15 protein-coding genes and 4 pseudogenes are annotated in these 21,284 nt (G+C 37.9%); 16 read left to right on the forward strand and 3 right to left on the reverse strand.

Going from position 1 to position 21,284, the window contains the following annotated elements; translation table 11 throughout:
* Positions 1-612 precede the first annotated feature (612 nt).
* A pseudogene (locus NCCP133_RS15400) lies at positions 613-1,733 on the reverse strand (IS3 family transposase).
* A 78-nt stretch (positions 1,734-1,811) separates the two neighbouring features.
* Positions 1,812-1,979 (reverse strand): annotated as a pseudogene (locus NCCP133_RS15405) (IS481 family transposase); the annotation flags it as partial.
* Between the two features lie 281 nt (positions 1,980-2,260).
* On the opposite strand from NCCP133_RS15405, the gene NCCP133_RS15410 reads away from it, so the two are divergent.
* The 14 genes and pseudogenes from NCCP133_RS15410 to NCCP133_RS15475 all read left to right on the forward strand — a co-directional run.
* Positions 2,261-3,610 carry a diaminobutyrate--2-oxoglutarate transaminase gene (locus NCCP133_RS15410; RefSeq protein ID WP_264805958.1) on the forward strand — a complete coding sequence of 450 codons (1,350 nt, stop codon included), beginning with the start codon at positions 2,261-2,263 and terminating at the stop codon, positions 3,608-3,610.
* A gap of 2 nt (positions 3,611-3,612) precedes the next feature.
* On the forward strand, positions 3,613-5,043 hold the full coding sequence (locus NCCP133_RS15415) for an MFS transporter (RefSeq protein ID WP_264805960.1): 1,431 nt from the start codon (positions 3,613-3,615) through the stop codon (positions 5,041-5,043).
* The gene (locus NCCP133_RS15420; RefSeq protein ID WP_264805961.1) at positions 5,021-6,700 is read left to right on the forward strand and encodes an IucA/IucC family protein; all 1,680 of its coding nucleotides are present in this window, start codon (positions 5,021-5,023) and stop codon (positions 6,698-6,700) included. Before NCCP133_RS15415 ends, NCCP133_RS15420 begins: the two co-directional genes overlap by 23 nt.
* Complete coding sequence (locus NCCP133_RS15425) at positions 6,675-8,462, forward strand: IucA/IucC family protein (RefSeq protein ID WP_264805962.1); 1,788 nt, start codon at positions 6,675-6,677, stop codon at positions 8,460-8,462. The genes NCCP133_RS15420 and NCCP133_RS15425 overlap by 26 nt, the downstream gene beginning before the upstream one ends.
* Positions 8,449-9,252 (forward strand): HpcH/HpaI aldolase family protein, encoded by an 804-nt coding sequence (locus NCCP133_RS15430; protein WP_264805963.1) that lies wholly within the window; start codon positions 8,449-8,451, stop codon positions 9,250-9,252. The genes NCCP133_RS15425 and NCCP133_RS15430 overlap by 14 nt, the downstream gene beginning before the upstream one ends.
* Positions 9,224-10,468, forward strand: a complete 1,245-nt coding sequence (locus NCCP133_RS15435) for a type III PLP-dependent enzyme (protein ID WP_264805964.1) — start codon at positions 9,224-9,226, stop codon at positions 10,466-10,468. The genes NCCP133_RS15430 and NCCP133_RS15435 overlap by 29 nt, the downstream gene beginning before the upstream one ends.
* Complete coding sequence (locus tag NCCP133_RS15440) at positions 10,428-12,263, forward strand: IucA/IucC family protein (RefSeq protein WP_264805965.1); 1,836 nt, start codon at positions 10,428-10,430, stop codon at positions 12,261-12,263. The genes NCCP133_RS15435 and NCCP133_RS15440 overlap by 41 nt, the downstream gene beginning before the upstream one ends.
* A complete protein-coding gene (locus tag NCCP133_RS15445; protein WP_264805966.1) occupies positions 12,257-12,856 on the forward strand; it encodes an RraA family protein in 600 nt (199 codons plus the stop codon). The genes NCCP133_RS15440 and NCCP133_RS15445 overlap by 7 nt, the downstream gene beginning before the upstream one ends.
* Before the next feature lie 131 nt (positions 12,857-12,987).
* A complete protein-coding gene (locus NCCP133_RS15450) occupies positions 12,988-13,743 on the forward strand; it encodes an IucA/IucC family C-terminal-domain containing protein (RefSeq protein WP_264805967.1) in 756 nt (251 codons plus the stop codon).
* A 243-nt stretch (positions 13,744-13,986) separates the two neighbouring features.
* Positions 13,987-15,033: an ABC transporter substrate-binding protein gene (locus NCCP133_RS15455; RefSeq protein WP_264805968.1), complete on the forward strand. Its 1,047-nt coding sequence runs from the start codon at positions 13,987-13,989 to the stop codon at positions 15,031-15,033.
* 89 nt (positions 15,034-15,122) lie between these two features.
* The gene (locus NCCP133_RS15460) at positions 15,123-16,136 is read left to right on the forward strand and encodes a FecCD family ABC transporter permease (protein WP_264805969.1); all 1,014 of its coding nucleotides are present in this window, start codon (positions 15,123-15,125) and stop codon (positions 16,134-16,136) included.
* Positions 16,133-17,173: a FecCD family ABC transporter permease gene (locus NCCP133_RS15465; RefSeq protein ID WP_264805970.1), complete on the forward strand. Its 1,041-nt coding sequence runs from the start codon at positions 16,133-16,135 to the stop codon at positions 17,171-17,173. Before NCCP133_RS15460 ends, NCCP133_RS15465 begins: the two co-directional genes overlap by 4 nt.
* Positions 17,174-17,187: 14 nt before the next feature.
* On the forward strand, positions 17,188-17,991 hold the full coding sequence (locus tag NCCP133_RS15470) for an ABC transporter ATP-binding protein (RefSeq protein WP_264805971.1): 804 nt from the start codon (positions 17,188-17,190) through the stop codon (positions 17,989-17,991).
* 550 nt (positions 17,992-18,541) lie between these two features.
* Positions 18,542-18,859 (forward strand): annotated as a pseudogene (locus NCCP133_RS15475) (aldo/keto reductase); the annotation flags it as partial.
* A gap of 87 nt (positions 18,860-18,946) precedes the next feature.
* Here the strand turns inward: NCCP133_RS15475 and NCCP133_RS15480 are convergent.
* Positions 18,947-19,765, reverse strand: a complete 819-nt coding sequence (locus tag NCCP133_RS15480) for an IucA/IucC family protein (RefSeq protein WP_264805972.1) — start codon at positions 19,763-19,765, stop codon at positions 18,947-18,949.
* Positions 19,766-20,029: 264 nt separating this feature from the next.
* Here NCCP133_RS15480 and NCCP133_RS15485 point away from each other — a divergent pair.
* Both NCCP133_RS15485 and NCCP133_RS15490 read left to right on the forward strand, forming a co-directional pair.
* Positions 20,030-20,779, forward strand: a pseudogene (locus tag NCCP133_RS15485) (ABC transporter ATP-binding protein); the annotation flags it as partial.
* A 113-nt stretch (positions 20,780-20,892) separates the two neighbouring features.
* Entirely contained in the window at positions 20,893-21,132 is a 240-nt protein-coding gene (locus NCCP133_RS15490) for a hypothetical protein (RefSeq protein ID WP_264805973.1), read from the forward strand.
* Positions 21,133-21,284: the final 152 nt, after the last annotated feature.

Genomic DNA, 21,284 nt, shown 5'->3' on the forward strand with positions numbered 1-21,284 from the left:
TATGTTTGATCTCTAGGAGATTATCGCATATAAAAAAGCGACAAACCATGTGGGCGTAGTTTGACGCTTACCTTTATACTATTAAAAGTAAATAACTTTATTATTAATGAACAGCAAAATCGAGTTCTTCCTTAGCAAAATAAACTGTATTCTTGGTCAAATTAAACGTTCCCTAACACGAGCGAAAATCGGAATCACCATCCGATTTTCCTCGTGTTTTTTGTTGGATGAAAAGAGAGAGGAAAAAGCCTGGCGAGAAAGAACGTGGTGTTAAAACAAAATAAAGTTTGCAGAATGAGAAAAAAGTCTGCATAAGAAGAATAAAGTTTGCATAAAGCCCCGTGAGTGTATCCGGTATATGGATATATAAACGGGGTTTTTTATGTGGATTTATGGCCGTATCTGTAAGGAATTCCCTTACGGGAAGAGTAACCCTTGAGTAAGTAGGGTGAAAGGGATGTCCCAATGTCTCTCTAAAGGTATACAGACCCGAAACTGATTTAATGAACGAATGCCCACACCATGTAACGTGTAAAATGCTTCAAGTGGTTTCTCTTATGAAAATAAATATAAATAAATAATAAGGGGTTGGTCTGGATTGTCAACACTAAACTAGACAGATTTTATAAGGTGTCCAAGTTTGTATTCAACTGGGCTTAAATAGCCTAAGGTTCCGTGAATACGAATGTGGTTGAACCAATGAACATAGTCATTGAATTCTCTCGTTAACTCTTCTAAACTTGTAAAATGCTTTCCTCTGACAAACTCGGTCTTGATGATTTTAAACGTTGCCTCAGCTACTGCATTATCATAGGGGCAGCCTTTCTTGCTTAAGGATCTCTTAATATCAAAAGTCTTCAGAGCTTCATCTATCAGCGTATTCTTAAACTCGCTTCCACGATCGGTATGAAAATATTCAATTTTCCTGAGGTCCTTTTTAATGGACGCAAAAGCCCGATAGACCAATGCTGCATCTTTGTTTGGTCCTGTACTGGACCCAATAATTTCACGGTTGAAGAGATCAACAAAGACACATGCGTAATGCCATTTTTGATTGACTCTTACATATGTTAAATCGCTTACAACTACTGTTAATTCTTCTTCCTGGTCAAACGCACGGTTTAATTCGTTCCTTTGAGCGGAATCGTTACAGCCTTTTGAATGTGGCTTAAACTGAGCGACTGTATAACTCGACACCAATCCTTGTTCATTCATAATTCGGCCAATACGGCGCCTGGAAACCTGATGCCCAAGCTTTTTTAGTTCCACCTTGATCTTTCTGGTTCCATAATTCTGACGGCTGTTTTGGAAAATTTCAATGTTCGTTGAGGTTAAATCGTCCTCAGCGGGCCTTTCTTTTGCTTCATAGTATTAGGTACTTCTTGAAATCTGCAGGACCTTGCACATTGCTGATATCGAGTATTTGTGTTGATTATTCTTGATCACAATTACTTTCGTCCTAGTATCAGCGCGGCTTGCTTTAAAATATCGTTCTCCATCATCAGCTGCTTATTTTCTTTCCGTAACCTCACCAGCTCTTGTTCTTCCGGAGACAGATTATCCTTTTCTTTGAATGATCCTGACTTCTGACTCTGGCTCACCCACTTATCCAATGAAGAAGGCGTGAGGTCATATTCACGAATAAGATCCTTTCTAGGCTTTCCGTTCTGATAGAGCTGCACAATCTGTTGTTTGAATTCCGGAGTAAATGTCCGGCGTTCTTTCTTAGTCATAGTAGTTTCTCCTCAAATGTATTATCTGTAGTCTACTTGACCTTAATTTTTCTGTTCAACTAAGTGTAGCCTATCCACACGGCGATGGTAATCCTCCTCAAGCCACCGCCAGAACCTTTCATTCAGTTCATCGAGCGACATGGCAGGTTCTGCCTGCAATAAAGGATAGAATCGTGTCTGAACCGTTTTGAAAAAGCGTTCAATTTTCCCTTTGCTTCTAGGATCGTACGGACGGGTGTGGGCCAAAAAATATCGGAATGTTTTGAATTATATACGGGCATTATAATCGACTAATTCTGGACAGGCAATACCGTCAACTTTAGATAATTCAAGGGTGTCAAAAACACCAATGTCTAATCTTGTTTGGGTGAAATTTCCTATTTTTATTTTAAAGATTGACTATGATAATCATTATCAATTATGATAAATGAGGTAATTGATACTGATATTCATTCTCAATGTTGAACTCTAATCAGTAATATCAATTACTGTAATATCCGTAATTAAATAAAAAGGAGTGTCTATTTATGATCAAATTTAAAATGGAGAACAAGTATTTAGAATTACAAAATCAAAAAGAATCGAATGCCAGATCCTATCCACGTTGTTTTCCGCTGGTAATCGAGAAAGCTGAAGGATTAATGATAACGGATGTGGAAGGAAAAGTATTTTATGATTGTTTAAGCGGTGCGGGAACATTGGCATTGGGGCATAATCACCAAGTTGTAATTGAAGCAATAGAAGGTGTGCTAAAGCGGCAAATTCCTTTACATACCCTTGATCTGGCAACTCCTTTGAAAATCGAATTTATACAAGAGATTATCTCCGTATTGCCTTTGGAGTTGAGGGACTCGACTAAAATACAGTTTTGTGGCCCAACCGGTGCCGATGGTGTCGAGGCAGCGATTAAATTAGTAAAAAATGCCACTAACGGGAAGTCCGTTTTAGCGTTTCAAGGGGGTTACCACGGTTCGACCCAAGCTACGATGTCTATGAGTGGAAATTTAAGCAAGAAACAACATTTGCAAAGTTTATTGCCGGATGTTCATTTTTTGCCCTTCCCTTATGAATACCGTTGCCCATTTGGGATAGGGGAAGGTAAGACTGCCAAAATTAGTGCGCAATATATTGAAAATTTATTAGACGATTGTGAAAGTGGCATTGCGTCCCCCTGCGGTATGATAGTTGAAACAGTACAAGGGGAAGGCGGGTCAATCCCAGCTGATATTGAATGGTTAAAAGAAATGAGGCGTATTACCGCAGAAAGAGGGATTCCTTTAATTATCGATGAAGTTCAAACAGGAATTGGGAGAACTGGAGAAATGTTTTCTTTTGAACATGCAGGGATCATTCCAGATGTGATTGTTTGTTCAAAAGCAATAGGCGGCAGTCTTCCAATGTCAGTTGTTATTTATAAAGAAGAACTGGATCAATGGAATCCAGGGGCCCATATTGGTACTTTCCGCGGCAATCTGTTGGGAATGGCTACAGGTCTGGCAACTTTAAGATATATAAAAGAAAAACATCTACTTGAAAATGTAAAAGCACGCAGCAGGCAATTATTTGAAAGGCTTAACGGTTTAAAAGAAAAATATAAGGAGATTGGCGATGTTCGTGGAAGAGGGTTGATGATAGGGGTTGAAATTGTAAATCCAAAAGAACCCAAAGATTGTCTGGGGCACTATCCACAATTTGAGGAACTGGCTAAAAAAGTTCAGGAGAGATGCTTTCATAATGGCATGATTCTTGAAGTAGGGGGACGCCACTCTGCAGTCATGCGTTTCTTGCCTCCATTGATCATTACAGAAAATGAAGCCGCTGAAGTTCTGGATATATTTGAGAAGTCTGTAGTTGAAGCTATTCAAATGATCAAATAACAATGAAAATGTTGATCAATTTGAAGAAGCATACTGTTTTATTTGCTATCCTTATTGGCGCCTTTTCTCTAGTATTAACGAATAGTGCCTTTAATATATTATTGCCGAATTTTGTTGAAATGTACAATATTTCAACGGTGTATGGCGGTTGGATTATCGCACTTTATCTGTTGGCAATGACGATAACAATGCCGTTGACCGCTTGTATTGTCGATCGCCTCGGCAGAAAAAAAACGTACATTTTGGGAATTGGGTTATATGGTGTGTTTTCCATTATAGGAGGCATATTTTCACAATATGTACAGACGATACTGATTGTGCGCTTTATGCATGGCGTCTCAGCTGGTTTAATGATCCCGTTATCGTTAGTTTTATTATTTGATATTTACAGTAAGGAAGTGCGCGGAAAAGTGACTGGTGCATGGGGAATGCTGTTAACCATTGCACCGGCTGTTGGCCCAACGTTTGGAGGCTTCATTATTCAGTTTGGAGAGATGAAGCATCTTTTCTGGATCAATGTTCCTTTCGCGCTGCTTTCCTTAATACTGTGCTACAGGCAAATCACCCCAGATACACCTGCACACAGAAAAACAATCCGCCTTCAAGGCATTGGATTAATGGTATTAGGTGTTGGCGGACTGAGTTTGGGCATTCAGATGGTTTCAAATCAGACATTTCCGGGATGGGCGGCAAGTGCATTGCTTATTTTAGGTGCAGTTATTTTAGTTCGTTTTATTCAATTGGAGGATAGACAAAAGGAACCTCTTATTCGTTTCAGACTGTTACAGAATCCGGTATACGCTGCCTCGGTTATTATGTCAGCAGTCCATGCTTCAGTTATGTTTGGTGTTATTTTTATATTGCCCTTGATGTTCCAAGAGGTGTTTGATTTATCACCTTCATTAACAGGTGTACTCTTTATTCCTACAGCCATTTGCACAAGTTTGTTTGTATGGATCGGAGGGAACTTAATTGATTCGGGCAAATCAATGCGTTTTATTGTTTATGGCATCGGCCTGATTGCCATTTCCATATTATTTTTTGCATTTATCCCAAAAGGAGTGCCATTAATTTTAATTTTCATCCTAATGGCAGGTAGAGGAATAGGTGTGGGTTTATCGAATATGCCCGTCACGACTATTGGGCTTAATTCACTCAAGGATGATGATCTGCACGAAGGTTCAACATTGTCCAATACAATCAAACGGTTGGCATCTTCTTTTTCAGTAATACTATTATCCGTTTATTACGATATCCGCTGGCATATGATCATTCAGTCCGGAGAAAGGCCGGAACTTGCAAAATGGATTGCGTTAAAAGAAGAATCCCTAATGCTAGGGGTTTGCATGCTATTAACATTACCGTTGGCTTCATTCTTAAATAGATCAAAAGTAAATGAAGGTGTTGAAAATGTCAGAAAAAAAACGATTTAACAGTCGCGATCAAGCAAATTTCCATACGTGCAAAACATTATTAAATTGTTACATTAGAGAGTTCTGCGGTGAAAACCCCAACTTATTTTCAGTCAATAAAGATGCTTATTCTATATATTTCCCAGTGAGTAACGCAATAATATCAGGGTCTCTTTCGTTCTATTCAGCACTGGGTGAACACGAATATGCCAATTATTATGTAAATGGAGTTGGAAAGCTTGATTATACTTATTTAATTGAACTGATTGTTAATGATATAAAGGGTAAGCATCCTGAAATAAAGGCAGAACGTTCGACTGATTTTTTCAATAAAGTTGGCAATAGCTTTCATAAACTGGCCTTATTTTTAGACCATTCCGTTGAACAACATAAATGGGATTATATAACGTCAGAGCAATCACTCTTGTATGGGCATCCGTTCCATCCCTTTCCAAAAAATACATTAGGGTTTACGGAAGATGAGGTTAAAAGGTTTTGTCCCGAACTCCGAACTTCTTTTCAGTTATGTTATTTAGCTGTCAGAAAAGATATTTTTCAAGAAGAATGGGTGTCAGAAGAAAAACGGGTTAAATTGCATGACAGTATTATAGAGCATGTACGAGAAGTACTAAAAGACAAATTGGATTCCTACGAAATTTTACCCATCCATCCTTGGCAATACGAGCATGTAAAAACAGTAAAAGATGTCTTGGATTATATAAATCAGGAGAAAATCATCCCGTTAGGTAGCTTTGGCCCTGTGGCATACCCAACATCTTCGGTTCGTACGGTGTATATTCCTGAAATGAATTGCAACATCAAGCTTTCGCTGAACATTCAAATCACAAATATGATGAGAACCAATAATAAAGAACAAATGCGCCGAACAATGGATGCCGCCAGATACATATTACATAGAAACGGATTCGGGGCGCAATCAAATACAAAAATAGCATATGAAACAGGGATATGTACATGTCAATTTGCAAGTGAAGATGTGACAAAATTATTTACAATTGTCTATCGCCCAATTGAATTCAATCTAGAAACAACCTATGTTCTATCCAGCTTAATAGAAATCCCAGTTAATTGTAAACATTCCCGACTTTACTCTCTGATAAAAAGTCAACATATAGAGTTAGGGGCCTGGCTCAAACAATATTTGGACATTTCATTATTACCTATAGTCCGTTTAGCAGAAGAGAAAGGCATTCATTTTGAGGCGCACTTACAAAACTCTTTACTAACAATAAGGAATGGTTTTCCGCACACCTTTATTATTAGAGATTTGGAAGGCGTAAGTGTAAATCAAGAAAAGGTTGAAGATGATGTTGATCCGACAGGTCCTCTTTTCTACAAAAAAGAAGAAGCCTGGGCACGGACATCCTATTATTTTATTGTTAACCATTTAGGATCTTTAATCCATGCAATGGCCAAAGATGCAAATGTGAAAGAAGAACATTTTTGGGCGATTGTACGTCATGTTCTTCTTCAAGAATATGAAAATAATTCAAATGAATTCATTCTTCATTTACTGACAACTGAAACGTTTGCTGCCAAAAAAAATATGATAAGTTGTCTTTGGGGAAATAGTGAGACACCGTCCTATATTCCGGTGGAAAATATATTGAAAAAATTAGGGAGTGAAACCTATGGCAACGCTAAGTTACTTGTATAAACACAAGGCATCATTGATGGAAGAAGTAAAAGAGAGGATTATGCGCCAGACGTTGGAGGCCTTATTTTTTGAAGATATTATAAAAGCAATTAAAAAGGGAACCGATTGGGTTTTTAACGGAAAAAGCGGTAAAGGAGATATCATCCAATATTCGTGTAAAGCAGTTGAGAAATGGTCATTCGGCCGAATAAAAATTGAAAAAAATTCTATTAAAAGAGAAGGAGAGAAATGCACAAATCTATATCTGTTTCTTGAAGAGGTTATACAAAATAACTTAACAGGTTCATATACTTCTCAATTTATTCATGAGCTACTAGAAACGTTAGTAAAGGATCATCAATCAAAGCAGTTCCAATTAGATCAAATACCAGAACAGGACCAACACTATGAAGCGTTGGAAAGTCATATGGTGGATGGTCACCCTTATCATCCAAGCTATAAATCAAGAATCGGTTTTTCTTTAGAAGATAATTTTGCTTATGGACCGGAATTCAATCAGGAAGTTTTAATATACTGGGTTGCAGTAAATCAACAACTAATAGATGTCAATACTTTAAAAAAGATGTCATTTGAAGAAATCATAAAACATCATATAAAAAATGAAGATAAACTCAGGTTTTTACAGGTGCTTAAAGAAAAAGGCAGCGAAGAAAAGAATTATGTTTTCTTGCCAGTACACCCTTGGCAACTGAAAAACAAAATTCAATCTCTCTTTGTTCAACAATTAATGGATAAAGATATTGTAATCTTGGGAACAGCAAACAGTACTTATAGAGCACAGCAATCGATCCGTTCTTTATCTCGTCGCGAAAAAACAGAAGCACCCTATATAAAATTCCCTTTAAGTATAACAAATACTTCCACCAGTCGTATTTTAGCCCATCATACAACTCAGAATGCCCCGTTAATAAGTGATTGGCTAAACAAAATCATAGAAGATGACTCGTTATTAAAAAAGGAAAAATTTCAGATTTTAAGAGAAGTAATGGGAATATCTTTTCGATACGATCAGCTAAATTCAATTCAATACGGTATGACTTATGGAACTCTCGGCGCTATATTCAGAGAAAACGTTTCGACATATCTTGAAGATAATGAAGAAGCTTGGCCGCTAAATGCTCTATCGCATATTCAAAAGAACGGAAAACTATTTATCCAAGCTGCGATAGATCAATATGGGGTTGAAGCTTGGAGTGAAGCGCTTATTAAAGTTGTGACAATCCCAATTATACATCTATTGTTCGCTCACGGGATCGCGCTGGAATCCCACGCCCAAAATATTATCCTGGTCATTGAAAACCAATTCCCGAAAAGAATCATTATTAAAGATTTGCATGATGGCGTTCGCTACACTCCTGATCAACTTTTAAAACCGGATTGGGCACCAAAATTAAATCCGGAGCCGGAAAGTCACAGGAAGTTTAATAGATATTCGTTCATTCAGGCCAAAGATTCAGCAGAAGTAAGAGACTATACCTATGATGCATTTTTCTTTATCTGCATGACAGAAATTTGTTTTGCTTTTGAAAAATCCGGCTTGAGTGAGAAAGATTTTTGGCGTACATGTGTAAAAACGATAGCAGCCTATCAAAATGCTCACCCTGAATTTGCAGAACGGTTTAAAATGTTTGATTTATTTTCTGAGGATGCATTGATCGAAGAAATGACTAAGCGCCGTATTTACGGTGACGGCCAGTTGTATTTCCGTAAAGCAAAAAATCCTTTGCTGCTGGCGTGGACTGAAATAAATGAAAAAAAATAAACTTAAAGAAAAGATTAAAAAAAAGCAGCCTGTTTTTGGAATGTTTGCATCTATCCCACATCCCATTATGGTTGAACTAATTGGCCATGCGGAGTTTGATTTTGTCATTATAGATTACGAACATACATCAACGAATATGGAAACAATTGAAGAAATGGTCCGTGCTGCGGAGTTAGTGGGAATTACACCGCTTGTCCGTATTTCGAAAGTCGATCGGATCGAAATCTTGAAAGTGCTTGATTGTGGAGCTCAAGGAATCGTAATACCTAGTGTTACCCAAAAGGAACAAATAGAAAAGGCAATTAACTATGCTTTCTATCATCCAATTGGTATGAGAAGTCTTAATAGCGGTAGGCCGGGACTTTTTGCAAAATATTCTTTAAGGGATTATATCTCCAAGGCAAATGAAGAGATCATGATCGTGCCAATGATTGAAAGCCTGGAAGGAATTCAGGGAAGTGAATCTATTTTATCATTGCCGCAAGTTAGCTTCGTTCTGGAAGGAGCGGCTGACCTTTCTCAATCACTTGCTGTGCCATGGGAGACAGATCATCTGGAAGTTCAAAACCATCTAGAAAAATTATATGAAGTCTCAAAGCATTGTAACGTACCTTACGCAATTGTCTCCCGACATCCTAATAACCATAGAAAGTGGTTGGAAAAAGGGGTACATATTTTTGTATTGGGGGATGAAAGAGGTACAGCATTTCGGGCATATATGGAAAAATTGAATGAATACCGAAGTTTAATTGGAGGTCAGAATGAATTCTATAAAAAAATTAATAAATGAGGTGCATAATCAGACGAAAGATCCAATATGTGCTTATATTTATGACTTGGAAGGGATTCGAAGCCATGTAAGTAATATGTTAAGCACACTGCCCAGGCAGACACATTTATTTTATGCGATTAAAGCGAATCCGGATAAGAGAATTATAGAAGTATTATTGCCATTAGTGAAAGGGTTTGAAGTAGCATCAATAGGTGAGTTGAACAAAGTAAGAGAGGTTTCCAAGACGGTTCCTGTTTTATTTGGGGGACCCGGCAAGAAAGATTACGAACTTGAAAGCGCAATGAGTGAAAATGTTTCATATCTGCATGCAGAAAGTCTTTTGGAACTGAAGAAATTAATTGTACTGGCGAAAAAAAGCAAAAAACATATTCATGTCTTATTACGGATTAATTTAAGAACAAATTCTTTACCCAAAACTAACATATCGATGGGAGGTCGACCAAGTCAGTTTGGAATGGATGAAGAGTTAATTGGGGAAGCGCTATCCATTTTAAGAGAGAAAGAAAATACCCACGTTCATTTCAAGGGTTTTCACTTCCACTCTTTATCAAATAACCTGAAAGCGGAATTGCACGTAGAAATGATTCATCATTATATTCAAAAAGTGGAACGATGGAAGCACCAATATGGATTAGATGTAAAAGTGATCAATGCCGGAGGAGGTTTTGGGGTTTCCTATAATGAAACAACTGGATTTGACTGGAATCTTTTTACCTCCTTGCTCTCCAATAGTGAAAAAGTACAAAGTCTGGGGGATACGGAATTGTTCTTTGAACCTGGCAGGTTTGTCGTTGCTGACCATGGTTATTATGCTGCGGAAGTAGTTGATATAAAAATGTCAGTCGGGCAGTGCTTCGCTGTTATAAGGGGAGGAACCCATCATAATAGATTGCCTGCATCTTGGGGGCATAATCATCCGTTTTCTGTTATGCATCTTGAAAGATGGTCTTATCCTTTTCAAAGGCCGGAAGTCAAAGATTCGAACGTTACGATTGTAGGTGAGTTGTGCACCCCAAAGGATCGACTCCATGAAAATGTCATGGTGAAAAGTTTACGGGTTGGGGATGTCATCTTGTTCAAAAAGTCAGGTGCCTATTGCTGGACGATTTCTCACCACGACTTTTTAGGTCATCCTCATCCTGAATTTTATTACATAACAGAAGGGGACTGTCATGGAAAAAGCAATGATTCAAAAACAAAGTATTACAGCTGAGCAAATCATAACTCAAGATTTAATGAATGCATTTATTGCAGAGCAATTTTTTTTGATCGATAAACAGACGACAAAAATGCTGGAAGAGGCACCAACTGGTATCCAACAACTTTATCCCGCATTTAAACAAACCTTGGTTTATATTGATAACTTATGTTTTCTGCTTGAAAAAAGCTATAGACAGGGATATCAGTGGGTATCTGGTTCTTCTATTTACAAGAAGGAGGACCAAGATTGGGTAGAGATCACTTCAACAATTGAACTTAGTGAATGCGTACTGGAATATTCGTTGTCAAAAGAAGCGTATGAACATCCCGGTGTAAAGGATTTTCTGAAAGGGTTAAAAGTATCTATAGAGCAATTAAATCTTAGCCTAAAACGGGTAGATGATTTCAAAACGATTAAGCCGAAATCAGCTTACGATTGGTTTGTAAAAGGAGAGATGATTGCATCATTACGCGATCGCCCATTTCATCCGTTATCCAAAGCTAAAATAGGTTTTACACCAATTGATTATCAACAATATATGGCTGAATTCAGGAGAAAGACAACTCTATGCTGGGTGGCAATATGTAATGATTCAGTCGTAAAAGGGGGCCCGGAAAATGGACTTGAAAGCTTTGATATTCTAAAAGACGAGGAAAAAGCGATTATTGAAAAGGAGTTAATGATCAAGGGAATTTCCAAAGATGAATATACGATTATCCCAGTTCATCCTTGGCAGCTTAACAATATAATCATCCCGAATTTTAATCAGGAATTAAAAGACAAAACAATTGTTATTCTGGATGCAAAAGTTGGTGATTTCCTAGCCACATCTTCTGTCCGCTCATTAACATCTCCCCATGAGTCAACAAAAATGCTGAAATTGCCAATTAGTGTTATGTCTTTGGGCGCTTCCAGATACTTACCAGTCGTAAAATTGTTGAACGGCATAGCTGGAGAGAAAATGTTTCGGCAAGCCTTAGCTTGTGACGAGACTCTTACTGACAGAGTATTCTTATGTGAAGAAAAAAATTGGTGGGGATATTTACCACAATCAATGGGGCTTTTTGTTGATCATCCGCGCCATTTAGCTACCCAAATAAGAGTTTATCCTCAAGAAATTATGAAAAATGGGTATAAAATAGTCCCTATGTCTTCATTGGGCGTAGATCTACAGGACCAACATTTTTTAAGTGAATTAGTAGAAAAGAATTTATCAAATAAAGATGTCGTCGATATTTACTCGGAGCTCACAGGGATGTTTTATGATATTACTATGAGGTTGTTTAAAGTCGGAATTGTACCGGAAATTCACGGCCAAAATTGTTGTGTGGTTCTAAAAAATAAAAAAATAGCGGGACTGTTATTTAGAGATCATGATTCAGTACGCCTGTATCAACCATATTTAGATAAACATCAAATTAAAGATCCTAAGTACCATATAAGACCTGGTTATTCAAACAGCTTGTACAACGAAACAGTTGAAAAATTAATTTTTTATATCCAATCCCTTGGCACACAAGTGAATTTGGCGGCAATAATGGAATCTTTATCAAAAATCTATCATATTCCAGAAGAAACATTTTGGAAAATTACAGAAATTAAATTACGAGAAGCATTACAAACAATTGACATTCCTGAGAAGGATAGAGAAGTAATCCACTATGCACTTTTCGAAAGAAAACAATGGCCAGTAAAGCTGATCATCCGTCCTTTACTTGAATCGGATGGTGTACCAGGGGCGATGCCATCTGGAAAGGGGATAGGATATAATCCATTTTATGAATTAGCAAGGGGGTCAAAATGTTAACCATTAAAGAAAGGATTCAGAGATACACAACGGATGAAATGGCGAAATTTAAAACAATAAGTACTTCCACAATAGGGCACTTTACCGACTTTGGTTTTATATCCAATTTTAAATGTACAGTGCCTGTCACAAAAGTGCATGGGGAAGTCATTACCGTAAAATTATCAAGTGGAGATGGTTACCCGCTAAATATAGCCCTTCAACATGCCAAAGAAGGGGAAATTTTAGTTATTGATACTTCTGGGAATAAAACACATGCATGCTGGGGAGAATTCAGAGCGAGAAAAGCAGTTGAAATTGGATTATCTGCCGTTATAATTGACGGGGCAGTAGCAGATGTTGAATATTTAAGGCATTGCCGGATTCCTGTATTTTATGAAACAATTTCACCAAAGACGACAAGAAATTTAAAGCTCGAGGGTGAAGTCAACACTCCGGTAAGTGTTGGAGGAGTCGTTTTTGAATCGGGTGACTATATTATCGCTGATCAAGACGGGATTTACAAATTTAACCACCTAAATTATAAAATGTTAATGGAACGTGCAATTGACAAAGAAAAAAAAGAGAAGTCAAGAAGATTGGGGATTTCTTAAAGATTAATTTGGAGCATATGTATTCCCACCAAACTTTTGGTGGGAATGTACGTATAAGGTTTTTTACTGCCGAAGTTTTAGCAGTTGCTAATTATTCATCATAATCGAAAAAATTTATTAGGATGATAAACATGAACAATACGGTGAGCAATAAACTCAGGACCTTTAATATACATTTAGAGAATGAGAAAGCAAAAGATATCGATATGTCGGAACTTTTAAATGAAAAAACATGTAGAATATTTTTACAGAGGTTGATGAAAGAGATAAAGGCACCAAATTTATCAGTCGCTGCTTCGATGTTTTCCAAAAGGTATGCCTATCTTGTGGTTGCTTCAAACTTATATAGTATGGTCGAATACAACAGTGCACTAAAATTACCCATTAAAGCATGTGCGTTGAGCAAAGAACGGGAATTATGCATTCAATCGAAAGATTGGCCCTGGGACGAAGGATCTGATTCAGTGAGGGAACAATGGCGTGAAAATGTATTACACTCTCTTTTTTCTGAGCATATTACGCCCATCTTTAATATTCTGCAAAAAACTTCCCGTCTTTCATCAGCAATTTTGTGGGAAAACGTAGCCATTCGAATCAACTCCATCTATCGGAAATTATTATCAAAAGATATGGAGATGGTTAAAATTGAGCGTTTGAACAGTGACTTTGAATTCTTAAAGGATGCACAAGGGGACCTTTTTAATTTAAAAGAAAATCCGATTAGACAATTTTTGAAGATTGGATTTGAATTTGAGCAAAATTCTTCGCGAAGAACTTGCTGTATGTATTATCAGCTGGAAGAAGACATTGAAGGAATAGGTTATTGCGGAATTTGCCCGATGAAAAGCAAACTCAAAAGAACCGGTAAATATATAGAAGAATGTTAATATTTAATTTTGAAACTCTATTGATTGAAATCCCTAAATAATTTATCATTATAAATGATAACGATTATTAATATCAATTGAGGTAAGTACTTGCCATATAAATCCCCCTTTTATATTGCATGTGCTCCATCTTTAATAAAGGGAGGAAAAGCTTATTCAGTAGGTCTTTAGATTACTAGATTAGGAATTTATAAAAACATAAAATGATAATAATTATCATTTTCAACCAAAGGAGGAAAATGTATGTCTGGAATTACATATTCATTTGAAAAAAAATACTCATTTTCATTGCTTGCAATCATTTTATCACTTGTAATGTTTCTGGCTGGGTGCGGAAGTCAATCATCAGGGGGAACTTCGAAAGATAATAAAGAGGCGGAACAAACAGAACAAAAAGAAGCAGCTGCCCCAGAATCTGAAGGTTCCCGTGAAATCACTCATGCAATGGGAACAACAACCATTAAGGGAACACCAAAAAGAATTGTAACCCTATACCAAGGAGCTACCGATGTTGCAGTTGCTTTTGGAGTGAAGCCGGTAGGTGCGGTGGAGTCCTGGGTGGAACAGCCGGTTTATGAATATCTGAGAGCCGATTTGGAAGGGGTTCAAAATGTCGGTTTGGAGACACAGCCAAACTTGGAAGAAATTGCTAAATTAAAACCTGATTTGATTATCGCTTCAAAACTGCGTCATGAAAAAATTTATGATCAATTATCTCAAATTGCCCCAACAGTCACACATGAGACGGTTTTTAAATTTAAGGAAACGGTAGATTTAATGGGGAATGCCTTAAATAAAGAAAAAGCAGCAAATAAACTTGTTTCTGATTGGGACGGCAGGGTTGCTGATTTCAAAGAAAAAATTACTGCCAAAATGGGAGATAAGTGGCCGGTTGAGGTCTCCATACTTAATTTCAGGGAAGACCACTCCCGTATTTATATTACAGGCTTCGCGGGGGACATTTTAAGTGAACTGGGATTTGAACGTCCTGAATTTCAGCAACAAGAAGCTGAAAAAGGTACTGTAGTACTAAAGCTGACAGACAAAGAAAGTATTCCCAATATGAATGCCGATGTTTTCTTTGTTTTCAATTTTGATGATACTAGCGGCGATGCTGTTAAAAAATCTTTTGAGGAATGGACGAATCATCCATTGTGGAAAGATCTTGATGCTGCGAAAAATAATCAAGTCTATATGGTAAATGAGATTTCCTGGAATAATGGTGGGGGCATCATTGCTGCCAATAACATGCTGGATGATCTTTATACGCATTTCGAGTTGGAGAAATAAATATTCAAAGATTTAGGCAGAATAGGAAGGATTTTTAATCCTCCTATTCTTGTCGTTTATAAACTAATTCATGAAAGAAGAGGGAGGAAATGACGCATCTATTTCCCTATAACTACTTAAAAATTTTAGGTTTAATTCTCGGTTTTTGTCTTTTTGCCATCTCTTTTATTTTAAGCGTTGCTTTGGGCCAGACACCAATTCCTTTTAAAACTACGATTGATGCCTTGCTGAATTTCGACCCATCTTCAACAGAACATGTAATCATAACAACGACACGAATTTCAAGAGCTGTTATTGCAACCGTAATCGGAGCAAGTCTCGCCATAGCTGGGGCATTTATGCAGGCATTAACGAGAAACCCGCTGGCTTCCCCGAGTATTTTTGGGATCAACGCCGGTGCACTGTTCTTTATCGTTTTAGCAGTTTCTTTTTTTTCAGTTTCCTCCTTGATACATCTTATGTGGATGGGTTTTTTGGGGGCGGCAGTTGCAGCAATTTTAGTGTATTTTCTTGGTTCGTTGGGACGGGATGGGTTGTCACCAATAAAAATTGTTCTGGCGGGTGCTGCCATTTCAGCCTTATTTGTATCTTTTACTCAGGGGTTACTGGTCCTTGATGAACAAAATCTGGAAGGAGTACTTTTTTGGCTGTCCGGCTCTGTTGCTGGCAGGACACTGGATATGCTGAAACCAATCTTACCTTTCATGGCAGGCGCAGGAATCTTGGCTTTCTTATTGGGGCATGCAGTTAATATTTTGTCCTCTGGAGAAGACATTGCGAAAGGTCTGGGGCAACGAACCATTTTAGTTAAAATATTAATGGCATGTGTTGTTGTCATCTTGGCTGGCGGTTCTGTTGCAGTTGGCGGTTCCATTGGTTTTATTGGTCTGATTATCCCTCATATTGTTCGTTCGTTAGTTGGTATTGACTATCGGTGGATTGTTCCCTATAGTGCATTATTTGGGGCCAGTTTATTATTGTTGGCTGATGTGGCGGCAAGGTTTGTTATTATGCCCCAAGAAATGCCTATCGGAGTGATGACCGCATTTATTGGCACCCCATTTTTTATTTATATTGCACGCAGGGGGTTTAATAAGGAATGAACAAGTATTTCTCAGTTAGGAATAAATCAGGTAAAGTATCTTTCCATTTAGAAAAAAAAATGATTGTCATGTTATTATCATTATTTTGTGTATCACTATTGTTATTTATCACGGGATTATCCGTTGGCAGTACGATGATTAACCCTATTACAGTCCTATTGCATTTACTGGGGGTGGAAAGTCCAGAACATCAATTTATCATTGAAACTCTTAGACTTCCTCGAGCGATTCTTTCTTTACTTGTCGGCATGGCACTTGGGGTATCCGGTTTAATTTTACAGGGAATCATACGGAATCCGTTGGCTTCTCCTGATATTATAGGAATAACGGGCGGGGCTTCAGCTGCGGCAGTTTTGTTTATTACATACTTTTCGGGTTCAGTCAGTATTAATTTAATCCCTTTTGTAGCCATTTTGGGGGCAGGAACCGTCTCGCTTGTCATCTATATTTTAGCCTGGAAGAAAGGGGTAACACCGATTCGGCTAGTGCTGATAGGAATAGGAATGTCAGCGGCAATGGGTGCTTTAACGACAATGATGATTGTTCTTAATCGCACTTATACTACAGGCCAAGCTTATATTTGGCTAACAGGAAGTGTTTATGGTGCAAATTGGGAAAATGTGTATTCCATGCTGCCGTGGGTGCTGATTTTTGTTCCTCTTGCTCTTCTTTTTTCGCCAGAGGTGAATGTTCAGGAACTGGGAGATCAAGTTGCCTTGGGTTTGGGATCAAGAGTTCAGCTTAACCGATTAGCTTTGCTTATTATTTCAGTGGCTTTGGCAGGTTCCGCTGTGGCATATGGCGGAGGAATCGGTTTTGTCGGTTTAATTGCGCCCCATATTGCAAGAAAACTTGTTGGCCGATCTTTTGGAGGGTTAATACCAATGTCTGCTTTAATAGGTGGATTAATCGTTATTTTAGCGGATGTGGTGGCTAGAACTGTATTTCTTCCACTTGATCTTCCGGCAGGGGTTTTTGTATCTGGAATAGGTGCACCATTTTTTATATATTTACTTTACAGAAATCGGAATATGTAAAGGAGCTAAGACTTATGAACGTGTTAGAAGCAAGGTCTCTGACCTTGAAATATGGTGAAGCAACAATAATTGATGATCTTGATTTGATAATTCCCACAGGAAAAATCACGGTATTCGTTGGAGCCAATGGTTGCGGGAAATCCACTTTATTGCGTTCACTAGCCCGTCTTATAAAACCCAAATCAGGTCAGGTGTTACTAGGGGGTGATGTTGTAGGAGATTTATCTACTAAAGAGGTGGCTAAACGTCTTGGCATTTTACCACAGGGTCCAGTTGCTCCTGAAGGTCTTACAGTTTTTCAACTTGTTAAACAAGGAAGGTATCCTTATCAAAGTTGGCTAAGACAATGGTCTTTTGAAGATGAAAAAGTGGTGGATCAAGCACTTCGGGTTACCGGAATGAAAGAATTTTCTGATAGGTCAGTTGACGCCTTATCTGGCGGACAGAGGCAAAGAGCATGGATTGCGATGACATTGGCTCAAAAGACGGATATTATTTTATTAGATGAACCCACAACCTATTTGGATATGACACATCAAGTTGAAATTTTAAACCTTTTATTTGAATTGAATGAACTGGAAAAGCGAACAGTTGTTATGGTTTTACATGATTTGAATTTGGCGTGTCGATATGCGCATCAAATTGTAGCAATTAGTAATAAAAAGGTTTATTTACAGGGGAAACCGGAGGATGTAATAACATCTGAAATGGTAAAAGATGTTTTTCAAATGGATTGCATCATTACAAAAGACCCGTTGTTTGGTACTCCTTTATGTATTCCACACGGCAAAGGCAGACGAGTTTTAGTAAAGGAGTAAAGAAGAGAAATATATTATAATTATAATATGGGTAGTTTTTTCGAACAGCGTAAATCAAAAGAGAGGTTTGCGCTATTTTAAATTTATTGTAGCCATTTCTTCTATGAGGGTCCCACCAACAAAACGCGGAAAACTGATCAACTCGAATTTGGAAGCACAATAGGCAGTAGCATTGGGCAACCTTTTTTTCGGCTACCGAAGAGACATTAATAATGTATCCTGAATTTTACAGTTTCATAGAAAGGAAGACAGCAATCTGAGAAGGTAAACCATATAATATTCATTGCTCTGTTTGACCTTTGGGACATGGATACCAATTAGCATGCCAAAAGAAATCTCAAACTCTTGTACCCGAAAGACGTTGGAAGATTTTTATTTCATAAGGTGCACAATATCCTCGGTTTGTGGGGAATAAAGCTGTTATTTATCATCGAGGGAGAATATTCATAATGATTTTTACAAAGTAGAATGGATATATCTCCCTTTTTTAAAAATTTTGTAAAAATATCAATCTCATTTAAAAATATCAATTAAGAAAGAGAGAGAAAAAATGGAATATCGGACACTTGGAAAAACAGGATTAAAGGTTTTTGAAATTGGTTTTGGTGGATGGGCAATCGGAGGGGACGCTTGGGGTTCGGTAGAAGATCAGAAGTCTATTCCAGCGATGAATCATGCCTTTAATTTAGGTGTTAATTTCTTTGATACAGCCGATGTCTATGGTGCTGGGCATAGTGAAACATTGGTAAAGCAAATTATAAAAGATAAATGAGATCAAATTATTCTTTCAACAAAAGGCGGATTAATGGATCATACCCGGAAACCGGAACCAATATATGACCGTCCTGAAAAAGTAATTCAGGCATTTTGTAATGTATCCCTCTGTCAAGACACGAAATCCAGATATTTAAGATAAACTACTTCTCCTTTCGTTTTGGTTTTTTGATCGCCTTTCTTAAATTGTGGTTAACCTGAGCTCACCACCCTGGACCGCGTTTGAGTCCGTGGTAAGTTCTCGGTCGGCGGATGGGATAAAAAATGCCTTTACGGCACCATCCGCAGGAATAAATACCTTTTCATTAATAAGGGGATCATTTGTTAAAATGTCAGTTAGAATTTTACTCATAAGTGGCCCGTTATGAATGGTTTGTTCGGATAATGTTCGAACCTCACCAGTCAAATGGACATTTGTTGTTAATTTATAATGTGGTTTAAAGCCCTTCATATCCATAGGAAATAGCGTTCTAAAAGACATTCCCGCATAGTAAAAGCATTTGTCATAAGGAATCTTAATTAGTTCCATGCTATTTATTTCCGATGAAAACATGGTTGGTACTATATTTTCTGCTTGCCAAGGGTGAACAGGAAGAATGTAATAATTTTTAGTTTTTTTCCCCAATTCTATTAATGTTTTTTCAAATGTTGTTTTCAGATCAGGTTCGTATGAAAAAAGTAACTCATTCCAATTTCTATTTAAAATACTCCTACTCGCCAACGTTTTATATAAGGCAACAAAGGAGAGTTTAACTGGGTTTTGGAATTCAGATGAATATTTATAATTTTCATAGGCTGAGAGGCCTTTCCTCATCTTTGCGCCCGGATGGCAGGGGTGACCCTCAATAACGGATTGCTCCATAATTACATAGGAATCCTGATGATTTTCTGCTGCCTCTAAAAAGGAAACAGGATTCAGTGATTTTTTAAAATCTTTATACGCATAAGCAAGTGCTAAATTAGCGGAACTGTTGGAAAGGTCGTTCTTGAACGAATCCAATGCTTCTTGACCTTGATTCCAACCCTCTTTTGATATATTTCAAGGACCTTCACAGGATGTGTAATCTCCATTTGAATCCCTTTCTCGGGTACAAGTGCAAATGGACTTGCTACTTCCACCCTTCCAGATGCAAACCTTTGAATGATAGGTACAATGATAAAAGTCCCTTGATTGTTGAAAGGAAGAATAGTAAGCTCTATGAATCTTTCGTAGACATTATACATGCTTAGGATATGAGTCCATTTCTGTTGTTAGGATTTAATAATCACCATTCCAGAAGGGAAAATAACGGTATTGATTGGCGGTAACGGGAGTGGAAAATCTACCATTCTCCGTTCGCTGGCCAGACTACTGAAGCCACAAAAAGGAACAGTATACTTGGATGGTAAAAAAATTGACCGTGAACCTACGAGGGAAGTTGCAAAAAAGCTTGCAATATTACCACAGGGTCCACAGGCACCGGAAGGTTTGACAGTTAAGGAGTTGTGTTACTATGGTCGTCATCCGCATAAAGGGCTTTTATCAAAAAATACAAAAATTGACCATGAAATGGTTGATTGGGCACTTGATGCTACCCGTATGCATGACTTTGCGGAAAGGCCACTCGACGCTTTATCAGGAGGACAACGACAAAGGGCATGGATCGCAATGGCACTCTGTCAAGGAACAGACTTACTCCTATTGGATGAGCTAACAACTTATCTTGACTTGGCCCACCAAATTGAAGTACTGCAGTTGTTAAGGGAATTAAACGGTGAATACGGCCGAACCATCTTAATGGTACTCCATGATCTTAACCAGGCTGCACGCTATGCTGACTATTTAATAAGTATTTCGAATGGAAAAATATACAGAGAAGGGACTCCAAAGGATATTTTTACAGAAAAAATGATTAATGAAGTATTTGGACTAGAATGCCGTATTATTGAAGACCCTGTGGAAGGATCACCAATGTGTGTTCCGATTGGCCTGAGCGGAGAAAAAAAGAAGAAAAAGATTATTTCCATTTCTTAAAGGACAATATTGGGGGCGAGGAGATTAAAATGGACGCTTTTAATGCAATAGGAAATTGAAGAAGTAATGGAACAGTGAAAGCTGATCCGGTAGATAAAGAATGAATTAATAAAATGTTACAAGCTGCGGCATGGGCACCCAACCCAAAAGCAGGCCTGTCCGCTGCCAACCTTGCAAAGGCGATAGCAGCAGCCTTATTGTTTGATTACGAGGGTGACGAGGAAGCAGTAAAACTGCAGGATATGATTAAAGAAAATGGAGTGTTGTATGTACTTCAAGAAGTCTGTGGTCTCTCTGAATCAAGCGACCTGGCAAATGAAATCATAAACCAGTATCAGGCATTGAAAAAGTAACCTTTTATTATAAAAAGCCTCAGGCTTTCGAGTGATTCTCGGAAGCCTGAGGCTTTTTTATAATATCAGAATTTAGATCCCTTTGAACCTAGAGAATTGTCTAGCGCAAGCAGCCTACCCTCTGAGGTCACAAGCTTGAGGCCCCCGGGATG

The organism is Cytobacillus sp. NCCP-133, from assembly GCF_026011715.1.
GTDB lineage: Bacteria > Bacillota > Bacilli > Bacillales > Cytobacillaceae > Cytobacillus.

Coding starts and splice junctions, on each gene's coding strand:
- NCCP133_RS15410 (WP_264805958.1), top strand. CDS start 2,261: ATGATCAAATTTAAAATGGAGAACAAGTATTTAGAATTACAAAATCAA.
- NCCP133_RS15415 (WP_264805960.1), top strand. CDS start 3,613: ATGAAAATGTTGATCAATTTGAAGAAGCATACTGTTTTATTTGCTATC.
- NCCP133_RS15420 (WP_264805961.1), top strand. CDS start 5,021: ATGTCAGAAAAAAAACGATTTAACAGTCGCGATCAAGCAAATTTCCAT.
- NCCP133_RS15425 (WP_264805962.1), top strand. CDS start 6,675: ATGGCAACGCTAAGTTACTTGTATAAACACAAGGCATCATTGATGGAA.
- NCCP133_RS15430 (WP_264805963.1), top strand. CDS start 8,449: ATGAAAAAAAATAAACTTAAAGAAAAGATTAAAAAAAAGCAGCCTGTT.
- NCCP133_RS15435 (WP_264805964.1), top strand. CDS start 9,224: ATGAATTCTATAAAAAAATTAATAAATGAGGTGCATAATCAGACGAAA.
- NCCP133_RS15440 (WP_264805965.1), top strand. CDS start 10,428: ATGGAAAAAGCAATGATTCAAAAACAAAGTATTACAGCTGAGCAAATC.
- NCCP133_RS15445 (WP_264805966.1), top strand. CDS start 12,257: ATGTTAACCATTAAAGAAAGGATTCAGAGATACACAACGGATGAAATG.
- NCCP133_RS15450 (WP_264805967.1), top strand. CDS start 12,988: ATGAACAATACGGTGAGCAATAAACTCAGGACCTTTAATATACATTTA.
- NCCP133_RS15455 (WP_264805968.1), top strand. CDS start 13,987: ATGTCTGGAATTACATATTCATTTGAAAAAAAATACTCATTTTCATTG.
- NCCP133_RS15460 (WP_264805969.1), top strand. CDS start 15,123: ATGACGCATCTATTTCCCTATAACTACTTAAAAATTTTAGGTTTAATT.
- NCCP133_RS15465 (WP_264805970.1), top strand. CDS start 16,133: ATGAACAAGTATTTCTCAGTTAGGAATAAATCAGGTAAAGTATCTTTC.
- NCCP133_RS15470 (WP_264805971.1), top strand. CDS start 17,188: ATGAACGTGTTAGAAGCAAGGTCTCTGACCTTGAAATATGGTGAAGCA.
- NCCP133_RS15490 (WP_264805973.1), top strand. CDS start 20,893: ATGTTACAAGCTGCGGCATGGGCACCCAACCCAAAAGCAGGCCTGTCC.